The 26,304-nt window shown below is 66.3% G+C and carries 15 protein-coding genes; 10 read left to right on the forward strand and 5 right to left on the reverse strand.

The genetic code is table 11. The features are described from left to right. The first annotated feature begins 166 nt into the window (after nucleotides 1–166). The 7 genes from HA399_RS14050 to betT all read left to right on the forward strand — a co-directional run bounded on the left by HA399_RS14050 (nucleotide 167) and on the right by betT (nucleotide 11,922). Entirely contained in the window at nucleotides 167–1,579 is a 1,413-nt protein-coding gene (locus tag HA399_RS14050) for an efflux RND transporter periplasmic adaptor subunit (RefSeq protein WP_404325317.1), read from the forward strand. Then, nucleotides 1,576–4,701, forward strand: coding sequence for an efflux RND transporter permease subunit (locus tag HA399_RS14055; RefSeq protein ID WP_225347219.1), 3,126 nt, complete (start codon nucleotides 1,576–1,578; stop codon nucleotides 4,699–4,701). Before HA399_RS14050 ends, HA399_RS14055 begins: the two co-directional genes overlap by 4 nt. Beyond that, nucleotides 4,698–6,116: an ATP-binding protein gene (locus tag HA399_RS14060; RefSeq protein WP_404325318.1), complete on the forward strand. Its 1,419-nt coding sequence runs from the start codon at nucleotides 4,698–4,700 to the stop codon at nucleotides 6,114–6,116. The genes HA399_RS14055 and HA399_RS14060 overlap by 4 nt, the downstream gene beginning before the upstream one ends. 33 nt (nucleotides 6,117–6,149) lie before the next feature. Next, complete coding sequence (locus tag HA399_RS14065) at nucleotides 6,150–6,893, forward strand: response regulator (RefSeq protein WP_052384687.1); 744 nt, start codon at nucleotides 6,150–6,152, stop codon at nucleotides 6,891–6,893. 199 nt (nucleotides 6,894–7,092) lie between these two features. Then, nucleotides 7,093–7,488, forward strand: a complete 396-nt coding sequence (locus HA399_RS14070) for a hypothetical protein (RefSeq protein ID WP_404325319.1) — start codon at nucleotides 7,093–7,095, stop codon at nucleotides 7,486–7,488. Nucleotides 7,489–7,774: 286 nt separating this feature from the next. Beyond that, nucleotides 7,775–8,920 (forward strand): Spy/CpxP family protein refolding chaperone, encoded by a 1,146-nt coding sequence (locus HA399_RS14075; RefSeq protein WP_404325320.1) that lies wholly within the window; start codon nucleotides 7,775–7,777, stop codon nucleotides 8,918–8,920. Between the two features lie 962 nt (nucleotides 8,921–9,882). Then, nucleotides 9,883–11,922: a choline BCCT transporter BetT gene (gene betT, locus HA399_RS14080; RefSeq protein WP_043334330.1), complete on the forward strand. Its 2,040-nt coding sequence runs from the start codon at nucleotides 9,883–9,885 to the stop codon at nucleotides 11,920–11,922. 175 nt (nucleotides 11,923–12,097) lie between these two features. Here betT and HA399_RS14085 read toward each other — a convergent pair whose 3' ends face one another. The 3 genes from HA399_RS14085 to ptsP are packed head-to-tail and all read right to left on the reverse strand — an operon-like array spanning nucleotide 12,098 to nucleotide 17,957. Beyond that, complete coding sequence (locus HA399_RS14085) at nucleotides 12,098–13,885, reverse strand: PTS fructose-like transporter subunit IIB (RefSeq protein ID WP_404325321.1); 1,788 nt, start codon at nucleotides 13,883–13,885, stop codon at nucleotides 12,098–12,100. Further along, on the reverse strand, nucleotides 13,882–14,925 hold the full coding sequence (locus tag HA399_RS14090) for a 1-phosphofructokinase family hexose kinase (RefSeq protein ID WP_404325322.1): 1,044 nt from the start codon (nucleotides 14,923–14,925) through the stop codon (nucleotides 13,882–13,884). Before HA399_RS14090 ends, HA399_RS14085 begins: the two co-directional genes overlap by 4 nt. Further along, entirely contained in the window at nucleotides 14,925–17,957 is a 3,033-nt protein-coding gene (gene ptsP / locus HA399_RS14095) for a phosphoenolpyruvate--protein phosphotransferase (RefSeq protein ID WP_404325323.1), read from the reverse strand. Before ptsP ends, HA399_RS14090 begins: the two co-directional genes overlap by 1 nt. A gap of 387 nt (nucleotides 17,958–18,344) precedes the next feature. On the opposite strand from ptsP, the gene cra reads away from it, so the two are divergent. Then, entirely contained in the window at nucleotides 18,345–19,352 is a 1,008-nt protein-coding gene (cra, locus tag HA399_RS14100; RefSeq protein ID WP_248380891.1) for a catabolite repressor/activator, read from the forward strand. 69 nt (nucleotides 19,353–19,421) lie between these two features. Here the strand turns inward: cra and HA399_RS14105 are convergent, their stop codons facing one another. Both HA399_RS14105 and HA399_RS14110 read right to left on the reverse strand, forming a co-directional pair. Beyond that, nucleotides 19,422–22,148 (reverse strand): ATP-binding protein, encoded by a 2,727-nt coding sequence (locus tag HA399_RS14105; protein ID WP_404325324.1) that lies wholly within the window; start codon nucleotides 22,146–22,148, stop codon nucleotides 19,422–19,424. Nucleotides 22,149–22,199: 51 nt separating this feature from the next. Then, the gene (locus HA399_RS14110) at nucleotides 22,200–22,880 is read right to left on the reverse strand and encodes an oxidoreductase (protein ID WP_240548627.1); all 681 of its coding nucleotides are present in this window, start codon (nucleotides 22,878–22,880) and stop codon (nucleotides 22,200–22,202) included. Between the two features lie 260 nt (nucleotides 22,881–23,140). Between HA399_RS14110 and HA399_RS14115 the strand changes: the two genes are divergently transcribed. Both HA399_RS14115 and HA399_RS14120 read left to right on the forward strand, forming a co-directional pair. Then, nucleotides 23,141–25,306, forward strand: a complete 2,166-nt coding sequence (locus HA399_RS14115) for an alkaline phosphatase D family protein (RefSeq protein ID WP_404325325.1) — start codon at nucleotides 23,141–23,143, stop codon at nucleotides 25,304–25,306. Continuing rightward, nucleotides 25,290–26,264: a histone deacetylase gene (locus tag HA399_RS14120; RefSeq protein WP_404325326.1), complete on the forward strand. Its 975-nt coding sequence runs from the start codon at nucleotides 25,290–25,292 to the stop codon at nucleotides 26,262–26,264. Before HA399_RS14115 ends, HA399_RS14120 begins: the two co-directional genes overlap by 17 nt. Nucleotides 26,265–26,304 lie beyond the last annotated feature (40 nt).

A 26,304-nucleotide genomic window follows, 5' to 3' on the forward strand; every position in this document is an offset into this window, starting at 1 on the left:
CACGCTATTTCCCATTTTGGCATTGCGCCTGAATGGCATCATGCGATCATCCACCCATTCGTCTGCCTTTCATGGCCATGATCCACCGCCCGCTCTGACCGACGCCAAAGCGACTGGCCAGAAGACGGCTGCGCATCAGGCCAGTCACTTTTCGTTCGGAGTCCGCATGGACCATAGCCCTGAGACGCCAGCGTCGTCTTCCGCGTCGCCCGCCCCTGCCGGCCGCCCCGCACCCTCCTCGCGGCGCCTGATCTGGATGCGCCTGCTGGCGCTGATCATTCTCGCGCTGGCGATCGCGCTGGCCGCCTGGTGGATGAATCATCGCCCCGGGGCGCCGAAGCGTGCCCCCAGCGAGGCGCCTGCGCCCATGGTCGAGGTAGTGACGGTCAGCCATGCCGCCAACGCCCCGACGCTTGAGGGCTTCGGTCGCGTGATCGCCGATCGTCAGACCACGGTCTCCACGCGCGTCAGCGGTCAGCTGGCGCCCTTCCCCGAAGGCATCGAGGCCGGCCGCGAGGTTCGCGAGAATCAGCTGCTGGCCAGTCTCGATCAACTGGATTATCAGCTGGCACTGCGTCAGGCCGAGGCGGATCTTGCCACGGCAGAGGCCAGCCTCGCCTCTGAAAAGGGCGAGCAGATCCGCGCCGCTTCGGAATACAAGACCTTCGGTCGCAACCTGCCGGCGGCCCAGAAAGCACTGGTCCTGCGCGAGCCTCAGCTCAAGTCGGCCCAGGCCGCCGTGGAAAGCGCCCGCGCCAGCCGCGATCAAGCCAAGCTCAATCTGGCCCGCACCGAGATTCGCGCCCCCTACGACGGCCTGATCAGCGAGCGGCTGGTCGGCGAAGGCAGTGATCTCAATGCCTTCACCGACCTGTTGACGCTGGTGGCCACCGACCGCTTCTGGGTACGCCTCAATCTGCCGCAGGCCGACATGGAATGGCTCTCGACCCACGCCCGTAATGGCCAGGGCACGCCGGTACTGCTCTCGAGCAAGGCCTGGCCGGATGGCCAGCATCGCCGTGGCGAAGTGTGGAGCGTGCTGCCGTCGCTGGAAGACAACGGCCTGCTGACCCAGGTGATGGTGGCGGTGGAAGACCCGCTGGCGCTCAATGTCTCCGAGGAGGCGCGCGCCAGCACCCCGGCACTGCGCATCGGCGATGTGGTCGAGGCGACCCTGACGCCCCAGCGCACCGCCTCGCTGATCGAACTGCCGATCAGTGCGCTGCGCAGCGGCCAGCAGGTCTGGGTGCTGACGGAGGACGGGCATCTCGAGAAGCGCTCGGTAGGCGTGCGCCATCTGGGCAATGACACCCTGCTGGTCGCCGACGGTCTGGTGGACGGCGAGCGCGTCATCACAAGCTCCCTGAGCAGCGTCGAAGCCGGCATGGCCCTGCGCGCACGTGGCGATGCGCCGACGCCGACGCCGACCGCCAAGGCGGCTGACGACAAGACGACGGCTGGCGACAAGAACGCGACAGTTGAGAAGGACACGGCGACTGTCGACAAGAGCGCCACGGTTGCCGATCAAAACACCGCCGCTGCCGACAAGAACGCCACGACCACCGGAAGTGACTCATGACGGCACAGTCGCGCCTCAAGGGCCCCATCCGCTGGATGCACGATCACGGCGTCGCCGCCAACCTGCTGATGCTGTGTCTGATTCTCGGCGGCCTGCTGATGTCCAGTCAGATCAAGAAGGAGGTCTTCCCCTCTTTCGAGCTCGAGATCATCAACGTCAGCGTCAGCTATTCCGGTGCCACGCCGGATGAGGTCTCCGAGAGCCTGTTGCAGGCGATGGAGTCCGCGGTGCAGGACGTGGAGGGCATCGAGGAGATCACCGCCACCGCCGAGGAAGGCCTTGGCTCGCTGTCCATCGAGCTGCAGGACGGCGTCGAGACCATGCGCGCCTATCAGGACATCCAGCAGGCCATCGACAGCATCACCACCCTGCCCGATGAATCCGACCCGCCCGTCTACTCGCTGGCGGGCCGCTCGCGCAGCGTGATGGAGCTCAAGCTGCATGGCCAGACCGATGACCAGACCCTGCGCAATGTCGCCGAGCGTCTGCGCCTGAGCCTGCTCGACAGCGACGACATCACCAAGGTGGAGCTGACCGGCATCCGTGACCGCGAGGTGCATGTCGCGCTGGAAGAAGGCGCGCTGCGTCGCTACGGCCTCTCGCATCAGGATATCGCCGGCCTGATCGGCAATCAGGCGCTCAACCTGGCCGGGGGCAGCCTCGATACCCAGCAGGGCGAATATCTGGTGCGCTATGAGGCGCGTCGCGACGGCGCCGCCGAGTTCGCGCAGCTGCCGGTGATCTCCAGCCAGGAAGGCAATGTCGTGCGTCTGGGCGATATCGCCACCGTCACCGACGGCTTCGCTGACAGCGACAAGGAAGTGCTCTACGACGGCGAACCGGCGATTGGTCTCGACATCTATCAGGTCGGCTCCCAGACACCCAACGAGCTGTCCGCCGCGACCATGGCGATGCTGCCGCAATTGACCGCCAGCCTGCCGCGCGGACTGACGCTGAGCGTCGAGGACGATGACTCGCTGGTCTATCAGGACCGTCTGGAGCTGCTGCTCAAGAATGCCTGGATGGGGCTGGTACTGGTGCTGGTGCTGCTGGGGCTGTTCCTCGAGGCGCGTCTCGCCTTCTGGGTCACGCTGGGCATTCCCACCGCCTTCCTCGGCGCGATGCTGTTCCTGCCGCTGGTCGGCGTGTCCATCAACATGATCTCGATGTTCGCCTTCATCATCGCGCTGGGCATCGTGGTCGATGACGCCATCATCGTCGGCGAGAACATCCACTCGCACCGCGAGCGCGGCGCCAGCATGCGCGAAGCCGCCATTCTCGGCGCGCGCGAGATCGCGGTGCCGCTGGCGTTCTCGATCCTGTCCAACATCGTGGCCTTCATTCCGCTGCTGTTCCTGCCCGGCTTCCTCGGGCTGGTATTCGGCATCATCCCGCTGGTGGTGATCAGCATCTTCGCGCTGAGCTGGATCGAGGCGATCTTCATCCTGCCCGCGCACCTGGGTCACACCAGCGAGAAGCCGATCCGCTGGCTGGCACCGCTGGACCGCGTGCGCCATGGCGTCCAGCACGGTCTCGAGCGCTTCACGCGTCGCCGCTTCCAGCCCTTCCTCGAAGGGTGCCTGAACTATCGTGGCCTGACCGCCATCTGCGGCCTGGCGCTGCTGGTGCTGGCAATGGCCTGGATGGCCAGCGGCCGCCTCGGCTTCTCGCTGATGCCGCGTGTCGAGTCCAACCGTGCCGGCGTCACCGCCAACCTGCCGGTGGGCAGCCCGATCAGTCAGGACCGCGAAGTGCGCACCCTGCTGCTGGACGCGCTGGAGCGGGTCCGCGAGCGCGACGACGCCCCCGCGATCTACTCCACCAGCGCCGAGATCGAAGGCAACTCGCTGAGCATCATCGCCAACCTGGACACCACGGTGGAGGACAACTGGTCGCCCTCGCAGCTGATCACGGCCTGGCGTGAGGAAGCCGGCACCATCGCCAATACCGAGTCGCTGCTGTTCGAATCCGACATCGGCGGACCGGGCCGCGGCGCGGGCCTCACCATCCGCCTCTCCTCGTCTGACAGTGGCGCGCTGATGGCCGCTGCCGAGTCGCTGGCGACGTCGCTTGAGGATTACAGCTCGCTGTCGGACATCGACAGCGGCCTGGATGACGGCAAGCGCGAGCTCTATCTGCAGCTCAATGCCTACGGACGCTCACTGGGGCTGGATGGCGCCACCCTGGCCAACCAGCTGCGTGGCCCGCTGTCCGGCGCGACCGCCCTCAAGCAGCAGCAGGGTCGCAATGAGGTCGAGGTCAAGGTGCTGCTGCCCGAAGACCAGCGCGCAAGCCTCGCCCAGCTGGAGAACTTCGGCGTGCAGACCGGCAACGGCGTCAGCGTACCTCTGGGGCTGGTGGCCGACATCGAGCAGGGACGCGCAGCGTCCAGCATCCTGCGCATCGATGGCCGCCGTGTGATCGAGGTCACCGCCAACGTCACCCCGTCCGATGCGGTCAGTCAGGTGATCACCAGCCTGGAAAGCGACGTCTACCCCCAGCTGAAGAGCCAGTATCCGAGCCTGAGCATCGGCTATGGCGGGCGTCAGGAAGAGACCGCCGACAACCTGGGGTCACTGCAGGTGTCGTTGCTGCTGACGCTGGCGGCACTCTATCTGCTGCTGGCGTTGCCGTTCAGGAGCTATCTGCAGCCGCTGCTGGTGATGACGGCGATTCCCTTCGGGCTGATCGGCGCGGTCATCGGCCATCAGCTGATGGGCTATGGCCTGTCGGTGATCAGCCTGATGGGCATGCTGGCGCTGTCGGGCATCGTCATCAACGACGCCCTGGTGCTGATCGACTACGCCAACCGCCAGCGTCTGGCCGGCGCCACCGCGCGTGAGGCGATCATCATGGCGGCCACGCGGCGTCTGCGCCCCATCCTGTTGACGACGCTGACCACCTTCTTCGGCCTGGCGCCGATGATCTTCGAGACCTCGCGCCAGGCGCGCTTCATGATCCCGATGGCGGTCTCCATCGGCTTCGGCATCCTGTTCGCGACGGTGATCCTGCTGATCCTGGTGCCCTCGCTCTACCTGTTGCTGGAAGATCTGCAGCACAACCTGCGACGCCTGCTGGGGCTGCCGCCCCGCACCCCGCGTCATGAGGAGCAGCCATCATGATGCCCGCCGTCACCGCCTGGCGCTCACGGCTGTCCGTGCGGCTGTTCGTGATCCTGCTGCTGACCAATGTCGTGATCGGCGGCAGCATCTACATGTTCATCTCCCACAGCATGGACAGAGGGTTCGCGGAGTATCTGGAGCAGACCCAGCAGGAGCGCATCGAGCTGATCTCGTCCGATCTGGTCAGCGCCTACGCCGCGGAAGGCAACTGGGACTGGATGAAGAGCCGGCGCAACTGGGGGCGCATCGTGCATTCCCAGGCACCGCCGGACAGGTTCGAGATGCCGCCGGGCGCCAACATAAATCGCCCGCAGGACTACATGCTGCGCGATACCCGCGGTCAGCGCCTCAATGGGCCGCCGCGCCCCATCCCCGGCATGCGGTTCAAGGACCTCAAGCTGGACGGCGAGAAGATCGGCGAGCTGGGCTACCTGCCGGTGAGTGAATTCCTGCGCCGCGGCAAGGACCAGTATCTGGAGCGTCAATCGCGCAATCTGGCGACCATCATCCTGTCCTCCACCTTCGCCTCGCTGCTGGCGGCGGCCGGTATCGCCTGGTGGCTGGGCCATCGGGTGCGTGACCTCGCCAGTGGCGCCAGCCGTCTGTCGAGCGGCGACTATGCCACCCGCCTGCCGGTGCGCGGGCGGGATGAGCTGTCGCGGCTGGCCGGCGACTTCAATGCGCTGGCGCAGACGCTGGAGACCAACCGCGATTCGCGCCAGCGCTGGGTGAGTGATATCTCCCATGAGCTGCGCACGCCGCTGGCGGTGCTCAAGGGCGAGATCGAGGCCATGCAGGACGGTATCCGCCCGATGAGCCAGGACAGCCTCGGCTCGCTGGAGCAGGAGGTGGATGCCCTCAACCGCCTGGTGTCGGATCTGCGCCTGCTGGCCCAGAGCGATGCCGGCACCCTGGAAGCCTGGCGCGAGCCGCTGGAGCTGGATGCCCAGCTCAGCGATAGCCTGGACGACCTGCGCGGCTGGCTGGAAGACAGCGGCATCCAGCTGGAGACCGACATCCAGCTGCCGCTGCGCGTGCAGGGCGACGTGCAGCGCCTGCATCAGCTGTGGAGCAACCTGGCCAGCAACACCCGCGCCTACACCGACTCGCCCGGCAAGTTGAAGGTCAGCCTGCTGCGTGAGGCCGCCTCACCCGGGGATGGCGCTGGCCACCCCGGCTGGGCGGTCGTGCGCTGGGAAGACTCGAGCCCCGGCGTGCCAGAGGCCGAGCTTGCCCACCTCACCGAGCGCCTCTACCGGGTCGAGAACTCGCGCAATCGCTCCAGCGGGGGGTCAGGCCTGGGCCTGTCGATCGCCAGCGCGCTGGTCAGTGCGCATGATGGCCAGCTGGTACCGGGCCAGTCATCGCTGGGCGGACTGCGATGGGACATTCGCCTGCCGCTGTTGTCTACTTGAAACAGACATTTTCATCTGCAAGGACTCTTGACCATGAGCGACGTTCACGCCGACACCACTGACGCCCGGGCCGAGACCCAGAAACCGCTGATTCTGGTGGTGGAAGACGAGCCCAAGATCGCCAGCCTGCTGTGCGATTATCTGGACGGCAGCGGGTATCGCACCCGGCATGTCGACGACGGCAACGCCGTCATCGCGGCGGTCAATGACGAGACACCCGCCCTGGTATTGCTGGACCTCATGCTGCCGGGCACCGACGGCCTGACCCTGTGCCGTCAGCTGCGGGCCGAGGACAACCTGCTGCCCATCGTGATGCTGACCGCGCGGGTCGAGGAAGTGGACCGCCTGCTGGGGCTGGAGCTGGGCGCCGATGACTACATCTGCAAACCCTTCAGCCCGCGTGAGGTGGTGGCGCGCATCAAGGCCGTGCTGCGTCGCAGCCAGGCGCTTGATCAGACCCTCTCGCAGACCTCCGACAAGGGCCAGCTGGTGCTCAATGAGGAAGGTTGGCAGGCACTGGCCGATGGCAGTGACCTGGGCCTGACCGCGGTCGAGTTCCAGCTGCTCAAGGTGATGATGCAGTCGCCGGGGCGCATCTTCTCCCGCGATCAGCTGATGGACCACATGTACCGCGACCACCGCATCGTCTCCGAGCGCACGGTGGACTCCCACGTCAAGAAGCTGCGCCGCAAGATCGCCAATGTCTGGCCGGAGCGCGACGTGATTCGCTCCATCTATGGGGTCGGCTACAAGTTCGAGCCTGACGTGCTGGACTGACATCCCGCTTCGCGCAGGTCCTGAAACCTTTCAGAAACATGACAACCGCCGTCTGTGACCACAGACGGCGGTTGCGTTTTTGTTGCACCCACGGTGCGAACTTGCTGTCCAACTGCGACGGATACTGTCATCACTGCCTAAGCAAGAGCCATTTACTGCTGCTCAAGCGCGGGTCTACGCCACAAGTGAGGTATTCGTCATGTCCCACAGTCCTGCCAATCGTGCTCTTTCCCGCACTCGCCTGATCGGTGCCGGCGTACTGAGCGTCATGCTGATGGCATCACCGCTGAGCGTGACCAGTGCCAGCGCCGCCGATGTCTCGCTGAACGTGCTGCTGGATGGCATCAGCCTGAACGTCAGCCAGCGTGCCACCCTCGACAAGCAATATCGCCACTATCGCCAGCAACGTCAGGCCGCAGAGAGCCATCACGACGCCAAGGCGCTTGCCAAGGCGCGCAAGGCCTACCTGGCCGATGTCGATCGCGTCCTGAACCGCCATCAGACCCAGCGCTTCCACCAGCAGTTCGACCGCCACTATCCGGCGAATGCCCAGGCGAACGCCAAGGCGGCGAAGAAGAGCCACCACGGTGGCTGATGGCAACCGCGGCTGAGCGCCCCGGGTTGAAACCTGGCGTCATCACCTTGATCAAGGACTCAGTCCCTACAGGATTCAGTCTCTACAGGATTCGGGCCACAAGCTCACGCTGCAGAACGACGACATAGAAAAGACGACGCAGAAAAGACACAGCAAGCCGTTGCATGTTCCGCCCAGGCGCGTTGCACGCAACCCCATGAAACGTTGCACAATGCCGGCACATTCACTGCTGATAATGCTCTTATCGCTTGATTCCGGCCCTTTATCTAGACACTCGGAGTACGCCATGAACCGCATTTCTCGCAAGCTCATCGTTTCCGGTCTGCTGACCGCCCTGGCACTGCCGATGACCGCCGTGGCCTCAAGCAACGACAAGCACCATGACGGCGCCGACCGCAAGGAAGGCCTCGACAAGATTCTCGCCAGCTGGCATCTCAGCGATGAACAGCAGCAACAGCTCGACGCACTCAAGCAACAGCAGATGGAAAGCCGCAAGCAGCTCAAGGAGCAGAAGTTCGACTCCCGCGAAGCGCGCCGCGACGCCATCCAGGCACAGCGTGAAGAACACAAGGCCGCCCTGGCAGAGATTCTCGACGAGAATCAGGTCAAGGTGCTCGAAGCCTACTGGGCTGCCGGCAAGCCGATGCACGGCAAGCACATGGGCAAGCATGACGGCAAACGTCACGGCGAAGGCAAGCATGCCGACGAACGTGGTGGCGAGCGCGGCGGCAAGCACATGGCCGAGAACGGCAAGCAGCGCATGCAGCTGATGGGCGCCCTGTTCGACAGCTGGGACCTGGATGACGACCAGCGCAGCGCCCTCAAGGACTCCTTCAAGTCCATGCGTGACGACATGGAGTCACTCAAAAAGACCGACTTCGACTCGCGTGAAGCGCGCAAGGCTGCCTTCGAGGAACTGCGCAAGACCCAGCACGATCGTCTGGCCAAGGTGCTGGATGACGACCAGATCAAGGTGCTGGACCTGATGCACCAGCGTGACAAGCGCGGTCCGAAGATGGCCGACCGTCAGCAGCAGGAAGGCATGAAGGCGCTGCTGGCCAGCTGGAACCTGAGCGATGACCAGATGCAGGCGCTCAAGGAAGTCCGCAAGGAAATGCGTGACGAGATGCATGACAGCATGAAAGAGATGCACGACGACATGCGCGATGCCATGCAGGACGCCGACACCAAGCAGGAGCGTGTCGCCGCTCGCCAGGAAATGCGCAAGGAAATGAAGGAGCAGCGCCTGGAGCTGCGTGAGGAAGGCCGCGAGAAACTCGCCGATGTGCTGTCCGCCGAGCAGCTCGATGCGCTGGAAGCCTTCATGGCCAACGGCATGCGCCATCACGCTGGAAAGCATCATGGCGGCATGAAGGGCGGCGACATGAAGCGCGGCCCGATGCATGACGCCGACCAGTCTGAAGATGCCTGAGTCAGGCCATCACCCGGGCAGCTGAAAGCCGGCTGATCGACGGCCCGGCGAGGTAAGAATCGGGCGACCCGCGCCCCGAACACAGCCATTCAACTGCCCTGCTGACGTCACTTTCGCCGCCCCGGCCACGATTCTGTGGTCGGGGCGGCGTCGTTGTGTCCTTTTACCGACAGCGATTTTCCCAGGCACGACACCGCGCCTGCGAGGCTCTGCCATCGGGCCTCGCGGCGACGTGATCGCGACACGAGGATAAGCGAAAGCGACAGTTGCACTGCCTTTTTCCCCAAAGGGGGGTTATATTTTTATTGAACAATCAATTAAAATAATTCTGCAAGGCTTTGAGCATTACACGGCGTGATGATGTGAGTCGCGTTTTCCTGACTGCTGAGCTCCCCTCCGCTGCCGATCTCGACCGGCGGCAGCAAGACGGGATGCCTGCAACCGTCACAGGAAAGCGGACCCGGCAGATGCCGACGAGACTGACGCCTGCCATCCCGGCAACTTCAAGGGAGCAAGCGACGGCGACGGCCACGGACTCGCGAGCAGACACCGGAGTGACCCGCCCCTTCGCGAGAAGGCGGGTGACGTCCAGGGACGCCGAGTAGACGTTCGAAGTGATGAGAGCAGCGCGATGAAGGCCAGGCGTTCCCCAGCGCTCGACCCGCCATCGTTCTTCTGCGGCCAATCTGGCCTGCAGGAAAGGGGCCGCACCACGGTGCGCGCCTGGCGTCTCTCATGAATTGCCCACCGGCATTTCTTGCTTGCTGCCCAGCGATGCCCCTGCAATCGCGTCGCCACGGCAGTCGACACTGCCGCTGCTGCAAGTTCCGCCCCGCGCGTGAGCTGAGCACGGCCCGTGCCGTTCGTGTCCGTCTTTTCCTGCACGCCACCCGCACTTTCTGCGGCTGACGGGCAGCTAAGCACCACGCACGAGTGAAACTTCCCCTGATAAGGAGTTGCTCATGCAGAAACCTGCTTCCGCCGAGAACGCCACGCCGTCCTCGAGTCGTATCAACCCGACGGTCTTCTACGGATCGATCATCGGTATCCTCGCCTTCCTGGCCTTCGCGATGCTGTTCACCGAACAGGCCGACGCCTGGATCGGCAGCGCCCTGGGCTGGACCATCGACACCTTCGGCTGGTTCTACATGCTGGCCATCGTCGCCTATCTGGTCTTCGGGGTGCTGATCGCCTGCTCGCGCTTCGGGCGCATTCGCCTCGGGCCGGATGATTCACGCCCGGAATTCTCGCTGCTGTCCTGGTCGGCGATGCTGTTCGCGGCCGGTATCGGCATCGACATCCTGTTCTACTGCATCGCCGAACCGCTGTCCCACTACGTGGCGCCGGTGACCGGTGACCCGCAGACCCAGGCGGCGATCCGCAACGCCATGGTGGAAACCTTCTTCCACTGGGGCCTCTCCGGCTGGGGCATCTATGTGCTTGCCGGCATGTCGCTAGCCTACTTCAGCTACCGCCACCGCCTGCCGCTGGCGATCCGCTCGGCCTTCTACCCGCTGCTCGGCAACCGCATCAATGGCCCGATCGGCAACGCCGTGGACATCTTCGCGATCATCTCCACCGTGTTCGGTATCGCCACCTCGCTGGGCATCGGCGTCATCCAGCTCAACTACGGCCTCAAGTTCATGCTCGGCGTGCCCGAGAACCTCGCCGTCCAGGCCGCGCTGATCATCGGCGTGATGGTACTGGCGACCATTTCCGTGATCACCGGTGTCGAGAAAGGCATCCGCATGCTGTCCGAGTTCAACATGCTGCTGGCCACGGCGCTGCTGATCTTCGTGCTCGCCGTCAGCGACACCTCGCAGCTGCTCAACGCCCTGGTACTCAACGTCGGTGACTACATCACCCAGTTCACCGCCAAGAGCTTCGATACCTACGCCTACACCCCGGGTACCGATGAGTGGATGAGCGGCTGGACGCTGTTCTTCTGGGGCTGGTGGATCGCCTGGACCCCGTTCGTCGGCCTGTTCCTGGCGCGTATCTCGCGTGGCCGTACCATCCGTCAGTTCGTGTTCGGCGCGCTGCTGATTCCGCTGAGCTTCATGATGGTGTGGATGAGCGTGTTCGGTAATTCCGCCATCGACATGGTCGCCAATCAGGACGTCGCGGCACTGGCCACCGAAGCCCTGAACGCACCGCAGAACACCATCTACACCTTCCTGGAGCAGCTGCCCTACTCCACCATCACCACCGCCGTGGTGGCGATTCTGGGTATCGTGTTCTTCGTGACCTCCGCCGACTCCGGCGCCCTGGTACTGGCCAACTTCACCTCCATCCTCAAGGACGTGAACCACGATGCGCCGATCTGGCTGCGCATCTTCTGGTCCGCCATCATCGGCCTGCTGACGCTGGCACTGTTGATGGTCGGGGGACTGAGCGCACTGCAGAGCGCCGTGGTGATCACCGCCGTGCCCTTCTCCATCGTGCTGATCTTCATGATGATCGGCATGTACAAGGCGCTGATGATCGAGGACCGCAAGGAGAACGTGCGTCAGGACAACAGCTGCGTCTACGAAGGCGTCGACTGGCATGAGCGTCTGGACCACGTGCTCGACTTCGCCCAGAGCGGCAGTTCCGAGGCGACCCTCAAGCGCTCCATCCGCCCGGCCCTCAACCAGCTGGCCGAGGAGCTCAATCGTCGCGGTCAGGTCTCGAGCGTCACCGAAGAGACGCTGGAAGATGAGCCGCTGCCCCGCGTGACGCTGGAAGTCGAGTTCGAGGACGCCTCCAACTTCGTCTACCAGGTGCGTGCGGTGCGCCAGCAGACGCCGAGCTTCATCGACGCCAATGATGACTTCTACCTGCGTCTGGAAGTGCACCTCTCCGAGGGTGGCAGCGGTCAGGAGCTCAACGGCCTGTCGCGGGCCCAGGTGCTCGACGAAGTCGTCACCGCCTATCAGCAGCATCTGGCCTTCGTGCGCCACGATACGGTCAACGAAGCGCCGGCGATGCCGGGCGTGATCGGCAAGTCCGAACTGGACTGATCGGTGTTGGACTGATCAAAGTTGGGCTGATCAGAACTGAACTGATCGAAGCTGGACTGAGCCGTCGCTGAGCGCCTGCGCTCGGCCTGCAATGCAAAAGCCCCCGCCGGGAAACCGGCGGGGGCTTTTTGCGTCTTGCCTTGTGCGTTTGCGTCTTTACCTGCCTGCCAGCGGCTCAGGTCGCGGCAGCGGTCTCGACCTGCTGTGCGCCCTTCTTGATCAGCGCATAGCCGATACCCGTCACCAGGGTGCCGGCGACGATGGCGCCCAGGTACATCAGTGGCACGTTGATGGCGTTGGGAATCAGCAGCACGAACAGCCCGCCGTGCGGCGCCAGAAGCTTGGCGCCTATCAGCATCGACAGTGCGCCGGTGACGGCACCGCCGACCATGCAGGCCGGAATCACGCGCAGCGGGTCCTTGGCGGCGAACGGAATCGCACCCTCGGAGATGAAGCACAGGCCGAGAATGAAGCTGGCCTTGCCCGCCTCACGCTCCGGCTCGGCGAACTTGGTGCGCGCGATGAAGCTGGCCAGCCCCATGCCCAGCGCCGGCACCATGCCAGCCGCCATGATGGCCGCCATCGGCGCATAGGTCTCGCTTGCCAGCAGGCCGACACCGAAGGCATAGGCGGCCTTGTTGACCGGGCCACCGAGGTCGAAGCACATCATCGCGCCGAGCAGAATGCCCAGCAGCACGGCATTGGCCGAGCCCATCGATTCGAGGAATTCGGTCAGCGTCGCCATCAGCCCCGCCACCGGCGTGCCGACCACGTAGATCATCACCAGACCGGTGACCATGCTCGCCACCAGCGGGATGATCAGGATCGGCTTGAGCGATTCGATCGACTGCGGCAGCTTGACGAAACGGCTCAGCCCCAGCGCGCTGTAGCCCGCCAGGAAGCCGGCGATGATGCCGCCGAGGAAGCCGGCGTCCAGGGTGGCGGCCAGCCAGCCACCGATCATGCCCGGCGTGATGCCCGGGCGGTCGGCGATGGAGTAGGCGATATAGCCCGCCAGCACCGGAATCATCAGCTTGAAGGCCGAGCCACCGCCGATCTGCATCAGCGCCGCCGCCAGGGTGCCTTCTTCCTCGAAGGCCTTGATGCCGAACACGAAGGACAGCGCGATCATCAGGCCGCCCGCCACCACCATCGGCAGCATGAAGGACACGCCGGTCAGCAGGTGCTTGTAGGGGCCGCGCTTCTCGCCCTTCTGCTGGCTGCCCTGACCGCCCGCGGCGGTGGCGGATTCCACCTCGGCGCCTTCCAGCGCCTGCTCGATGGTATCGCGCGGCTTCTTTAGCGCGGTGCCGGTGGAAGTCCGCCAGACCCGCTTGCCGGCGAAGCGCGTCGGGTCGACCTCGATATCACAGGCCAGAATCACCACCTCGGCCGCGGCGATCTCCTGCTCGGTCAGCGCATCCTGCGCGCCCACCGAGCCCTGGGTCTCGACCCGCGTCGGGTAGCCCAGCGCTCGCCCCGCCTCGCTCAAGGCCTCGGCGGCCATGAAGGTATGCGCCACGCCGGTCGGGCAGGCGGTGACCGCGACGATGGACGGCTTGTGCGCCACGTCTCCACCAGCTGCGCTTGCTGCGCCGCTGGCCGTCGTGCTGACAGTCGCAGCCACGTCGGCGATGTCCTTGGCTTCCAGCACACGGGCACGGGCCTCGGCATTGGCCAGGAAGGCGGCGGGGTCCGGCAGCGCCTCCTCGATGGGCGCGACATGCACGCGCTTGCCGACGAAACGCTCGAGTCCGGCGCTGGTCATCGGCGACGCCGCGACGATCACCAGTTCGGCGGCGGCGAGCTGGGCATCGCTCAACACGAGTTCACGCTCGAATTGCGAGCGCATGTCGATGAGGGGCTCCCAGTCGCGACGACGGGCGGCCTGCTCCAGACGGCGCGCCGCCAGGAAGCTGGTCGCCATGCCGCTCGGGCAGGCGGTAACGATGATGACATTCATGGGCGTGGCTCTCCGGCTGTCGCGACCTCGGCACTGGCCAATGTCTCGATGCTGGTGTGTTGTTGGAGGGTTTCAAGCTCCGGGGCGGCGGGATTGCCCGGCCCCGGGTGGGTCACGGCCTCGGCGGAAAGCGCCGTGGCATGACGCAGAATTTGTTCACGCATGGCCGCCGTGGGTGTCGGATGGCAGAGCACCCCATGCAGCATGGCGGCCAGCAGGGTATCACCGGCACACACGGTACTGACCACTCGCATGCGCGGCGGGCGTGCCCGCAGTGTCTCGGCGCCGGGGCTTGCCCACAGCACGCCTTCCGGGCCGGCAGAGATCAGCGCCTGCTCGATGCCGTGCTCGACCAGACTCGCCAGCGCACGCTGACGGGCGGCGTCGCTCTCCAGCGGCTCGCCCGCCCACAGCGCCAGTTCCTGTTCGTTGGGCTTCACGCCGCTGGGCGGCACCGCCAGACCGGCTTCGAGTGCCGTGCCGCTGGTATCCAGCCAGCAGGCAATGTGGCGGGCACGCACCCGCTGCACCAGGCTCGCCAGCTGCTCGCTGCTGACGCCCGGCGGCAGGCTGCCGGCGATGACGACGGCACAGCGCTCCGGGCCGCCCTCGGCCTGCTGACGATCGATCCAGTCATCGATGCGCACCTCAAGCCGCGTGAAGGCAGCCTCATCGACCTGCATGCCCGCGCCGTTGATATCGGTGACACGGCCACTGGCCTCCCCGAGCTTGACGTTGATGCGGGTCGCGCCCGCGACGCGCTCGAAGGCGTCACTCAGCCCCCACTCGGCGAAGGCGGCCTCGAAATCGGCCTGGTTGTCGGCGCCCAGAAAGCCGCTCAGCGTCACCGGATGGCCCAGTGTCGCCAGCACACGGGCGACGTTGATGCCCTTGCCCGCCGCCTCGAGATGGTGGCTGCGCGCCCGGTTGACCTTGCCCGGCACCAGACTGTCGAGGCCGATGGTCATGTCCAGCGCCGGGTTGAGCGTCACGCACAATACCGGGCAGTCGGCGGCCTGACGCGTCGTGTTGTCACTCATCACACTGACTCCCGCGGGCTGTTTCCATTACTGTCCGCATGACTGACCGCAGCGCCTGAGGTGACCTCGGCAACCGAAGGCTCGCCCTGCTCGAGCAGCGCTTCCAGAGCACTGCGCACGTCTTCCGAGGTCGGCTGGGCCAACGCGACCCGCGCCTGCTCACGCGCCGTGGCCAGGTCCAGCTCGCGCACCCGCGCCTTGACCAGCGGAATCTGGCGGCTGGACACCGACAGCTCATCCACGCCCAGCCCGACCAGCACGCCGACGGCCTGGTCATCACTGGCCAGCTCACCGCAGACGCCGACCCAGGCACCGTGGGCGTGGGCGGCACTGACGGTCATCTCGATCAGGCGCAATACCGCCGGATGCAGGCCATCGGCCTGCGCCGAGAGCGTCGCATGGCCGCGGTCGATCGCCAGGGTGTACTGGGTCAGGTCATTGGTGCCCACCGAGAAGAAGTCGACTTCCGGCGCGATGCTGGCAGCAGTCAGCGCCGCCGAGGGGATCTCGATCATCACGCCGACCTGCACGTCGCGCACCGGCGGCTGGCCATGTTCGGCCACGTAGGCGGCGTCCAGCTCGGCACGGACACGATCGACGATGGCACGCGCGCCACGCAGTTCGGCCAGGTCCTTGACCATCGGGAACATCAGGCGAATCGGCCGCGCCCCGGCGGCCGTCAGCAGCGCCCGCACCTGGGTCTCGAGCACTTCCGGGCGCGTCAGGGCGAGGCGAATGCCGCGCAGGCCGAGGAAGGGGTTGTCCTCACGCGGCAGCGGCCAGTACGGCAGCGGCTTGTCGCCGCCGACATCCAGCGTGCGTGCCACCAGCGGCCGCCCCTCGAGCGCATCCAGCGCCTCACCGTACTGGGCGGTCTGGGTGGCGAGATCCGGCGCCTGCGGGTGCGCCATGAACACGAATTCGGTACGCAGCAGGCCGACACCCTCGGCACCGCGCTCGACGGCGTCACCGGCATGGGCGGTGTTGCCCAGATTGGCGACCACCTCGACATGATGGCCATCCAGGGTCGTGGCGGGTGCCATGCGCGACTCCCAGGCGGCGGCCTGGCGCTGCTCATGCCCGGCGATCGCCTCTTCGGCACGCGCGCGGCGACTGGCCGAAGGCATCACACTGACGCGGCCTCGTTCACCATCGACGATCAGCTCGCTGCCATCGGCGATCGCCAGCACGCTCGGGCCAGCCCCGACCACCGCCGGAATGCCCAGCGAGCGCGCCAGAATCGCGCTGTGCGAGGTCGCCCCGCCCAACGCCGTGACCAGCCCCCGCACGCGAGTGGTATCCAGGCGCGCCACATCCGACGGGCCGATGTCCTCGGTCACCAGCACATGCGGTGTCTCGGGGGCGCTGGGTAGCGGCGTATCGGTCAGCACGCCGAGCACCCGCCGACCGACATCGCGCAGGTCGGCGGCGCGTTCGGCCAGCAGGCGATCGGCGAGGTTCTCCTGGGCACTGGCGGCACTGTCGATGGCCGACCACCACGCCGCTTCGGCGCTGTGGCCTTCATCGAGGCTTTCGCGCGCCGCGGCAAACAGCTCCGGATCGCCGAGCATCTCCTCGTGCATCGAGAGAATCTCGGCCATCTCGGCGCCTTCGGCGCGATTGACCAGCGCCAGCAACTGCTCGCGCGCGGTCTGGATACTGGCCACCAGGCGCTCGGCCTCACGATCGGCGCCGGCATCGCTGCGCGTCTCGTAGACGAAGCGCGGCAGGCGCATCACCCAGCACGGCGCGATGGCCATGCCCGGCGAGGCGGCCACTGCGGGTACCACGCTGTCGGCGGCGGGAGCAGCCTGCCGGGTGTCGCCGGTGGCTTGCTGCTCGCTGGCCTCCAGCGGCGTGGCGGCGTCGGCGCGCCAATCGGCCAGCGGCTCCACCGCCTCGCCGAGACCGGCCTGCACCGCGCTCACCATCATGCTCAGCGCCGCCTGATTGGCCGCCGAGTCATCGCCGGAGGCGCTGAAGATCAGCGTCTGGCCGCGGCGTGCGCCCAGCCCCAATACCTTGGTCAGGCTGGCGGCACTGACCACACCGCTGTCATCGCCTTCCAGCCGCAGCGCCGGAATGACGCCATGCTGCTCGCCGGCTTCGCGCGCCGCCTGTACCAGCTGCTTGGCCGGACGCGCATGCAGGCCGTGGGCGTTGAGCAACACGACCTGAGCCAGCTGCGCCGTGGCGGACTCCCCCGACAGCCGCGCCAGCAGGGCGCTGGCCGACAGGCCCGGCAGGCTTTCGCCCGCGCCCTCTTCCAACAGCGTCAGCAGGCGCTCCAGCAACGGCTGATGCTGGCCCTGCTGGGCATCGACTGCCAGGCAGGCCAGCGCCGTGATGCGTCCGTGGCGCGTCTCCAGTGCCTTCTCCGGCGTGACGATGGCCAGCGCCGAGCGGGTGACATCCTGCTGCGACTGCGCCAGCCACACGCCCTGCCCCAGCGCCACCGGCTGGGCGGCGAGCATGGCCGAGATGAAACCATCGCTGACACAGCCGGCCTGACGCAGGCGCGCGGCCCCCGCCAGCACCAGCTCGTCACGATCGCGCGCGGGGAAGCCGCACAGCAGCGTCTCGGCATCCAGGCGCGGCGGCACCACCTCGCGGCCCAGCTCGCTCAGCACTTCCTCGGCGGTGGTCGCCGAGGCCAGGCGCTCACTGACACCGTCGCGATCGAGCACACGCGTCAGCGCGCGCAGGATATCGAGATGCTCATCGGACTGTGCCGCGATGGTCACCAGCAGGAAGACGCGATTGCCGTCGTGCCACTCCACGCCCTGCGGAAACTGCAGGACACGCACCCCGGTGGCCAGCACGGCCTCGCGGCTGTCCGGCGTGCCGTGGGGAATCGCGATCCCCTGCCCCAGGTAGGTGGAAGACTGGGCTTCGCGCGCCAGCAGGCCCTCACGGTAGTCGGGCGTGGCGCGTCCACCGGCGACCAGGGCATCGGCGGCCTGTTGCAAGGCATCGCGCCAGTCGCTGGCATGGGCGGCGAGAAGGATGTCCTCGCGATCAAGACTGAGCATGGCTGGCTCCTTGAGGCTCCCTTCTGGTGAGGAGCCTGGATGTTGGCGGTGCGCTGCAAGCGTGTCTTTCAGCTGCCGCGACACGTCACTTGGCGAGTTCCGACAGGGTAGCGGCGTCATGGCGTGATGACGAGCATGCTGAATCGTGTCACCTCAATAGGGCTCATGCTGGCCGTTTTCTTGCGCCCGATCAAGCGAACACAAACCGAAAACGTGCTTCTGGTGACTAGACATTGGGCGTAGAGCCGCCTGTGGCGCGGGCTCGAGAGGCGTCGAGCGAGGCGTGCCCGGCGCAGAGAGGATTTGCACCCGAGCCCACAAGTGCGCATCATTCCTCGCACATGGAGCACGCAGATCCCGTTCCCCCTTTCCAGCAAGGACAGTGGCATGACCCTGGCAGAAATCGCGCGTCTTGCAGGCGTTTCACGCACCACCGCCAGTTATGTGGTCAATGGGCAGGCACAGGCACGACGTATCAGCCCCCAGACGGTCGAGCGCGTCATGGCGGTGGTACAACGTCATCACTATCGGATCGATGCCCAGGCAGCCGCGCTGCGGCGTGGCGAAAGCCGCACGCTGGGCTTCATGCTGCCGGACCTGGAGAACGCCAGTTATGCCCGCCTGGCCAAGTTGCTGGAGCGCGGGGCACGTGAGCGCGACTATCAGCTGTTCATCGTCTGCTCCGACGATGAGCCGGAAACCGAGCGCGAGCTGGCGCGCATGCTCAAGGCGCGGCGGGTCGATGCGCTGATCACCGCCAGCTGCCTGTCCCCCGATGACCCCTTCTACCGCGAACTGGCGCTGGATGGCTTCCCGGTCATCGGTGTCGATCGCGCGCTGGATACGCGCCACTTCGCCAGCGTGGTCAGCAACAACGAAGATGCCGCCCGCCAGCTGACCGAAGCCGTGCTCGAACACGCGCCACAGCGACTGCTGTGGCTGGATGCCTTGCCGGAGATCGATATCACGCGGGCGCGCGCCAGCGGCATGCAGGCGGCGCTGACGCACTATCAGCAGCGCACCGGCAGCAGCGAGCTTGAGGCCACCACCCTGCATGCCGCGCGTTACGAGCGCGAGGCCGGCGCGGCGGCGCTGACCGAGCATCTCCGCCATTCACCGCTGCCGGACGCCATCGTCACCGCCTCCTACACCCTGATGGATGGCGTGCTCGATGTGCTGTTCGCCGAGGGGCCGCCGGCCAATCCGCCCAAGGCGATGGCCAGCTTCGGCGACGACCGCCTGCTCGACTTCCTGCCGCTGCCGATCCATTCACTGCCCCAGCGTCACCAGCAGATCGCCGATGCGACGCTGACGCTGGCGCTGCAGGGCATTCAGGGCCAGACCACGCCCGGCGTGACGCTGGTGGAACGCGAACTGCGCCGCCGCCAGCACTGAGCTGATGTCTGAGGTGATGTCTGAGGTGATGTGCCTGACCGAGGGCGGCTTTGCTGGCGCCCACCATCACTAGCGCCAGGCTTGACCGGCATCGTGGGCGATGCGGTGATCACGAATCTCGGCCAGCAGCGCCGCCACCGCGGCCTCGATGCGGGTGCGCGGCGTGTCGGATGCCAGCAGCAGCTCCAGCTGCAGGGCGGCGTCACGCAGCAGGTCATGATCCAGGGTGGCGGCGCTGCCCTTGAGCAGATGGGCTTCATGCTGCAACTGCTTCAGATCCATATGATCCACCGCCCGTGACAGGCGCTGGGACTGCTGCTCTAGCTGCTCCTCGAAGGCCGCCTCGAGGGCCGCGATGCTGTCGGCATCCAGTTCATCCCGCAGCGCAGGCGTCGCGGCCTGCGCAAGCTCCGCCGCTGAGCCGCCAGATGTCCACGACTCCCTAGTGTTCATGCTCGTGTGTCCCCCTTTTTCCCGTTCGCCCTCGCCTTCGCTCTCGCCTTTGCCCTCAGGCTCACGCCGCTCGATTGGGCCAGTCGCCGACGGCTCACTGACCTTGTCTGCTTCAGCTTCAGCCTCGGCCTCAGTGGCACGCGCCTGAGCCTCATGGATCATGCGACGCCGCGCAGCGGGGGAATCGAGTGATGCCACCAGTGACGCCGCACGCGCGAGTGCCTCACCGGTTTCCGGCGGTGCCTCGAAGCGGGGCGGTCGCTCGGTGGTAGGGGAATAGTTGATCGGGTCGAAGGGCTGGGTGCTAGCGAGGGCATTGACGCGCCATTCGCCGAGGTCCTGGCTGCCCGACTGCCAGCGCGCCAGCATGCTGGCGAGCTGCTGACGCCGGATCGGCTTGGACAGGAAGTCGTTCATGCCCGCCGAGAGACAGCGCGCACGCTCCCCCGCCGCCACATTGGCCGTCATCGCGACGATAAGGCTCGGCGCACGCCTGTCACTGTGCTCCATGGCGCGCCAACGCCGCGCCACCGCAAAGCCATCCAGTCCCGGCATGCGCAGGTCGAGCAGCACCAGCACCGTATCGCGCTGGCGCGCATACCACGCCAGCGCCGCCTCGCCACTGTCGACCGTCGTCACCGTGTAGCCCAGGCCACTGAGCATGGAGTGGGCGACTTCGCGATTGATGTGATTGTCGTCGACCACCAGGACATGCTCACCACGGCTGAGCGGCAGAGGCGCGGAGGTGAAGGCTGGTCGCTTGAGCGCCGCGGCGCGTGGCAGCGGCAGCTCGAACCAGAAGCAGGCACCCTTGCCCGGGCGTTGCTTGAGGCCCAGTCGCCCGCCCATCAATTCGACCAGCCGCCGCGAGATCGAAAGCCCGAGTCCGGTACCGCCGAAGCGACGCGCAGTGGAGGCATCACCCTGGGTAAAGGGCTCGAACAGCTGGGCGGCCTGTTCTTCACTGACCCCGATGCCGGTGTCATCGACCTCGAAGCGCACGCGCCCCGCCGGCAATGCCTCGACCAGCAGACAGACACGCCCCTGCTCGGTGAACTTGAAGGCATTGGAGAGCAGATTGAGCAGCACCTGACGCAGACGCACCGAATCGCCCATGACCTGCTCGGGCAGCTGGGCGGAACGGCGGTCATCGAAGACGATGCGCGTGCTGTCCATCTGCGGCAGCAGCAGGTCGATCACGCCATCGATGGCCGTGTGCAGTTCGAAGGGACGTCGCTCGACGCTGAGCTTGCCGGCCTCGATCTTGGAGAAGTCGAGGACATCATCCACCAGCCCCATCAGCACTTCGCCGCTGTCGCGCAGACTGCTGGCATAGCGATGCGCACTGCTCTGCAGCGGTTCGGCCAGCAACAGCTCGCTCATGCCGATCACGCCATTGAGCGGAGTACGAATCTCGTGGCTCATGGTGGCCAGAAACTCGGACTTGGCGCGACTGGCCTGTTCGGCCCGCGCCGCCTCGTGCTTGAGGGCCGACGACATCGCCAGCATCTGCAGGCGGGCCTGTTCACGTCCGCGGGCCTGCAGCCAGACCTGACGGCAGACCATCAAGGTGGCCAGCAGCATCAGCGCCAGCAACAGCAACATCAGCTGCACCAGGCTGTCGCGGCTCTGACGCTCGTGGGCCAGCTCCTCGGCCAGACGTGCACGTACCCGCAACAACAGCGTCTGGGTGGTATCGGCCAGCGCATCGCTCAGCTGCTGAAACTCCGCAGCCTCGCGACCCTCGGGCCCCAGTACCTGGGAGCGCTGTGCAGCGTCAATGTCTGCGGAAGCGTCGTCAGCCTGGGCGCCCTGCACCGGGCCCGTGCCCTCGAACACCGGGCCATGCCGCCACTTTTCCAGCCGCAGATCGAGATACTCGATCTGGCTCATCAACTCATCGGCCAGCAGCGGCACGGCCGGCAGGGTCATCAGATGGCGCTGGAAATCCCCCCGCCGGAAGATATAAGTGCGGCTGTAGAGCAGCTCGTAATTCTGCAGCACCTCATTCCAGATGCTGGCACGATCGGCTGGCCCGGCGACGCGATAGCGCGCTATCGATGAGGAAAGGCTGACCGCCTCGCGATCCAGCTTGTAGATCGACCAGACGGCGTCGTCGCGGGTGCGGTCTTCCAGGCTGACCTGGTTGTGCAGGATGGTGCCACCGATGCCGATGGAGGCCAGCAGACACAGGATGCTGATCGCCATGCCCAGCCACAGCGGCCAGCGCGCGGGGGAATTGCCGCTTCCGGTCACACCCGACGCGGCAATGCCCTGATCAGCAAGGGACTGATCAGCAGCGGTGCCTGAAAGCGGGGATCTTTCATCCGGCGACTGATTCACTGCATGATTCCATGTCATCTTGCGCCTGAGGGGTCAGGCGCCAGCCCTCGCTCACTCCAGCGTCAGCCCGGTGACCTGCCAGACACTGCGAAAGCGTACCTGCTCATTGAGCAATTCCGGATGAGCATCGAAGGGATACAGCACGAACAAGGGCCCGAGGTCACGAACCGGCATGCGCTCGCCGTCACGTCGCGTGGCCAGCAGGACATCGAAGTCCTCGATGTCGCTGAGGGGAATCTCGGCCACGAAGTCATTCAGGGCCCGCACCTTGAGCCCCCTGGCATCTTCAGACACCCGCGCCACCAGCTCGCGCAGCAGCGGGCCGGAGAAACTGACACGTCCCTGGGTCCAGGGGGTGTGGGTGGCCACCACGCGCGACGGCATGGCTTCGAGCATCGCCAGATCGAAACGCGCCCGCGGTGCCTGCAGGGAACCGGCATTGCCACAGCTGACAGCGCCCTCGACCGTCAACACCACCGGCCCGCTGGGTGCAGGCAGGCAGTCATTGGCCGCCAGCACGTGGCGCTCGCCTGTCGCCAGCGGCGCCTCGGCGGCCAGGGCCGCAGGGCTGAAGAGGCTCGCTGACAGGCTTGTTGCCAAGGTCGCGGCCAGGCTCGCTGTCACACTTGCGGCCAGCGCGATCTTGCGCCAGATGGAGCTGCGCGAGCCGTGCCCGCGGTTGACTGGCCTGGACAGCGGACTCACGAGGCGCTTCGCCGATGGATCATTCATGCCGGTTTCCCATGCTATTGTGCGAACGCCATGTGCATTCAAGGGCCCAACTTTACGCTAGCTCGCGCATGCTTTGCGAGCCTGCGAACCTCGCGCCACGACGAGTTGTCACACTCAACGCACGGAGCCACTCACACGCCCAGGCCCACGCCTGCGCCCATGGCTGGCGTTCGTCGCCTGTTCCGCTATCGCCTGTTAAGCGTCAGCTGATGATAGTCAGCTGACCGCTATCCGTCTCCACCTGCCATCGAGCCTGCTTCATGTCTGCCACTTCGTCCGCTTCGCTGCCTGCCAACGGCTCTCCCACACCGACTGCTGCCCTGCCCCGCGTGCTGGCAGGCCCGATATTGCGCCGTGTCACCGCCGCGGGCGTGATGCTGTGGCTGGTGACCTCTCGCCCACAGCAGGCACGAGTGTGGCTGCTGCCGGAGCAGGACGCGACGCCTCCCACGCGAGGTGAGGATGGCCTGCCGACGACATCAAGCTGTCGGCTGACGGAGCATCTGGCGATGCCGCTGGGGGAGCACGCCTGGCTGCTGTTGATCGAAGCGCATCCCGACACGCCCTTGCCTGCCGACTGCGCCATCGCCTACGAGCTGGGCCTGGCGGAGCCGTCTGCGACAACGGCAGCGTCATCGGCAACGGAAGCGTCAGCAGCATCGACAGACACGCCCGCATGGCAGGGCATCGCCGACTGGGCGCCACAGATCTGCTACCCCGGTGAAAGCCTGCCGCGCTTTCGACTGCCGTCGCGCCTGACGCGTGTCGCGCATGGCAGTTGCCGCAAGCCGCATCACGGCTTGAGTGACGACGAGCAGCAGGCGCAGCAGAGTGCAGAAGACGCTGCGTCGACCGATCGCCTTGAGACGCCGCCGCCCAAGGGCCCGGGCGGCGATGGACTGGTGGCGCTGGATCGCTGGTTGAGCGAGCGACGTGAGAGCGTCGCCGAGTGGCCGGAGGTGATGCTGTTCACCGGCGATCAGATCTACGCCGACGATGTCGCGGGGCCGATGCTGGGCGCGATCGATCAGCTGATCGCGGGGCTGGGGTTGCCGGAGGAGACGCTGATGGAGGCCGAGGTCTCCGACACTCGCGAGCTGCGCCAGCACCCCTCGCACCTCTACCACCGCCCGCAGCTGCTGCCGGACATGCCGGCCAACGAAGGCGTGGCCGCCAGCTTCTTCGGTGCCAAGCGCAAGCCCATCTTCACCTCCACCGGTGCCGACAACCACCTGATCGGCCTGTCGGAAGTCATCGCCATGTACCTGCTGGTGTGGTCTGACGTGCCGTGGGAGGCGCTGGGCATCACGCTGGAAGATCCCTCGGCGCTCGAGGGCCATGACGACGCCACCCGCGAGCGCCATGCCACCGAAGCCCGCCATCTGCGGCGCTTCTGTGGCGGACTCGGTCAGGTACGTCGCCTGCTGGCCAATGTGCCCAGCCTGATGATCTTCGATGACCACGATGTCACCGATGACTGGAACCTCAGCGCCGCCTGGGAGGAAGCCGCCTATGGCCACCCCTTCTCGCGCCGCATCATCGGCAATGCGCTGACCGGCTATCTGCTGTGTCAGGCCGCCGGCAACGGGCCGGAGCCACTGGCGGAGCTGCTGGAGGAGACACGGGCGCTGTTCACTCATGCCCTGACTGGCACTGACACGGCCGCAGACGGCCATTTCGATGTCGAGCGTCAGGAGGCGTTGATCGCCCACCTGCATCGCTGCGAGAGCTGGGATTATCAGCTCGACACCACGCCGCCGCTGATCGTGGCCGATACGCGCACCCGCCGCTGGCGCAGCGAGCGCAAGCTCTCGCATCCCTCGGGGCTGATGGACTGGGAGGCGCTGAGCGAGCTTCAGCAACGCCTGGTCGGCCATCCGGCCGTGGTGCTGGTGTCCCCGGCGCCGATGTTCGGCGTCAAGCTGATCGAGAGCATCCAGAAGCTGTTCACGCTGGCGGGCAAGCCGTTGATGGTCGATGCCGAGAACTGGATGGCGCATCGCGGCGCGGCCAGCGTGATGCTCAACATCTTCCGCCACTCGCGCACGCCACAGAACTTCGTGATCCTGTCCGGCGATGTGCACTACTCCTTCGCCTACGATGTGCGCCTCAAGCATCGCCGCTCGAGCCCGAGCATCTGGCAGATCACCAGCAGCGGCATCCGCAATCGCTTCCCGGTCGGCCTGCTGGATGTGCTCGACCGTCTCAATCGCTGGCTGTACGCCCCGCGCTCGCCGCTCAATCTGCTGACACGCCGGCGCAACATGCGTGTCACGCCGCGCCGTCACGACGCGGCCAGTCAGGGCGAACGCCTGCTGAACGCCTGCGGCATCGGGCTGGTCGACCTGGACAGCGATGGCCGCCCCACCGCCATCCGCCAGCTGACCACCGACGGGCAGGAGGTGCACTTTGTGCCCCGTCGCTGATGCCCACTGCCCGCCGCTGGCGCTGATTCACCATCCCGGCTATCGGATCGCGCTGCCCGAGAAGCATCCCTTCCCGATGGACAAGTTCAGCGTGCTCAAGCGTCTGCTCGACCGCCAGCTGGCCGACTGCGCCTCGGCCGTCGACTGGGTGACGCCCGAACCCGCCGAGGAGGATGACCTGCTCAGCGTGCATACCCGCCGCTATGTGCATGAATTTCTCACTGGCAGCCTGAGCGCGCAGGCCCAGCGGCGCAGCGGTTTCGTGTGGAGCGAGGCACTGCGCGAGCGCAGCGTGCTGGCCGTGGGCGGCACCATGACCACCGTACGCGAAGCGCTCAAACGCGGGCTGGCCTGCAATACCGCGGGCGGCACCCATCACGCCCACCCGGAGGCCGCCAGCGGCTATTGTCTGCTCAACGACATCGGCGTGGCGGCGCATCAGGCGCTGGAGGACGGCGTGAAGCGCGCGCTGATCGTCGATCTCGATGTGCATCAGGGCGATGGCACGGCGTTGATCTTCGCCGACGAGCCGCGGGTCTTCACGCTGTCACTGCATGCCGAGAGCAACTTCCCGGCGCGCAAGCAGCAAAGTGATCTGGACGTGCCCTTGCCCAGGGGCATGGGCGACGCGGACTATCTGGCGGTGCTGGAGCGTACGCTTGAGGAGGTGCTGGCGCGGGTACGCCCGGAGCTGGTGATCTTCGATGCCGGTGTCGACCCGCATGCCGCGGACAGGCTCGGCCATCTCGAGTTGAGCGACAGCGGCCTCTACCACCGCGAGCGGCATGTCATCCAGCGCTGTCGCGCGGCGGGCGCCGCCGTGGCCTGCGTGATCGGTGGCGGCTATGACCGCGATATCGAGGCGCTGGCATGGCGTCACAGCCAGCTGCACCGTGCGGCGCTGGATGTCTGGCGCGAGGCGCATGGCCAGCCGGCCCTGTTCGGGCCACCGGGCTGAGCTTGCCTACCGTCTTGCCAAGCGCCTCGCTTACTGTCTT

Source organism: Cobetia sp. UIB-001 (assembly GCF_044789135.1).
GTDB classification, from domain to species: Bacteria; Pseudomonadota; Gammaproteobacteria; order Pseudomonadales; family Halomonadaceae; genus Cobetia; species Cobetia amphilecti.

Coding starts and splice junctions, on each gene's coding strand:
- HA399_RS14085 (WP_404325321.1), bottom strand. CDS start 13,885: ATGAATGTCATCATCGTTACCGCCTGCCCGAGCGGCATGGCGACCAGC.
- HA399_RS14070 (WP_404325319.1), top strand. CDS start 7,093: ATGTCCCACAGTCCTGCCAATCGTGCTCTTTCCCGCACTCGCCTGATC.
- HA399_RS14090 (WP_404325322.1), bottom strand. CDS start 14,925: ATGAGTGACAACACGACGCGTCAGGCCGCCGACTGCCCGGTATTGTGC.
- betT (WP_043334330.1), top strand. CDS start 9,883: ATGCAGAAACCTGCTTCCGCCGAGAACGCCACGCCGTCCTCGAGTCGT.
- HA399_RS14065 (WP_052384687.1), top strand. CDS start 6,150: ATGAGCGACGTTCACGCCGACACCACTGACGCCCGGGCCGAGACCCAG.
- ptsP (WP_404325323.1), bottom strand. CDS start 17,957: ATGCTCAGTCTTGATCGCGAGGACATCCTTCTCGCCGCCCATGCCAGC.
- cra (WP_248380891.1), top strand. CDS start 18,345: ATGACCCTGGCAGAAATCGCGCGTCTTGCAGGCGTTTCACGCACCACC.
- HA399_RS14110 (WP_240548627.1), bottom strand. CDS start 22,880: ATGAATGATCCATCGGCGAAGCGCCTCGTGAGTCCGCTGTCCAGGCCA.
- HA399_RS14060 (WP_404325318.1), top strand. CDS start 4,698: ATGATGCCCGCCGTCACCGCCTGGCGCTCACGGCTGTCCGTGCGGCTG.
- HA399_RS14055 (WP_225347219.1), top strand. CDS start 1,576: ATGACGGCACAGTCGCGCCTCAAGGGCCCCATCCGCTGGATGCACGAT.
- HA399_RS14115 (WP_404325325.1), top strand. CDS start 23,141: ATGTCTGCCACTTCGTCCGCTTCGCTGCCTGCCAACGGCTCTCCCACA.
- HA399_RS14075 (WP_404325320.1), top strand. CDS start 7,775: ATGAACCGCATTTCTCGCAAGCTCATCGTTTCCGGTCTGCTGACCGCC.
- HA399_RS14050 (WP_404325317.1), top strand. CDS start 167: ATGGACCATAGCCCTGAGACGCCAGCGTCGTCTTCCGCGTCGCCCGCC.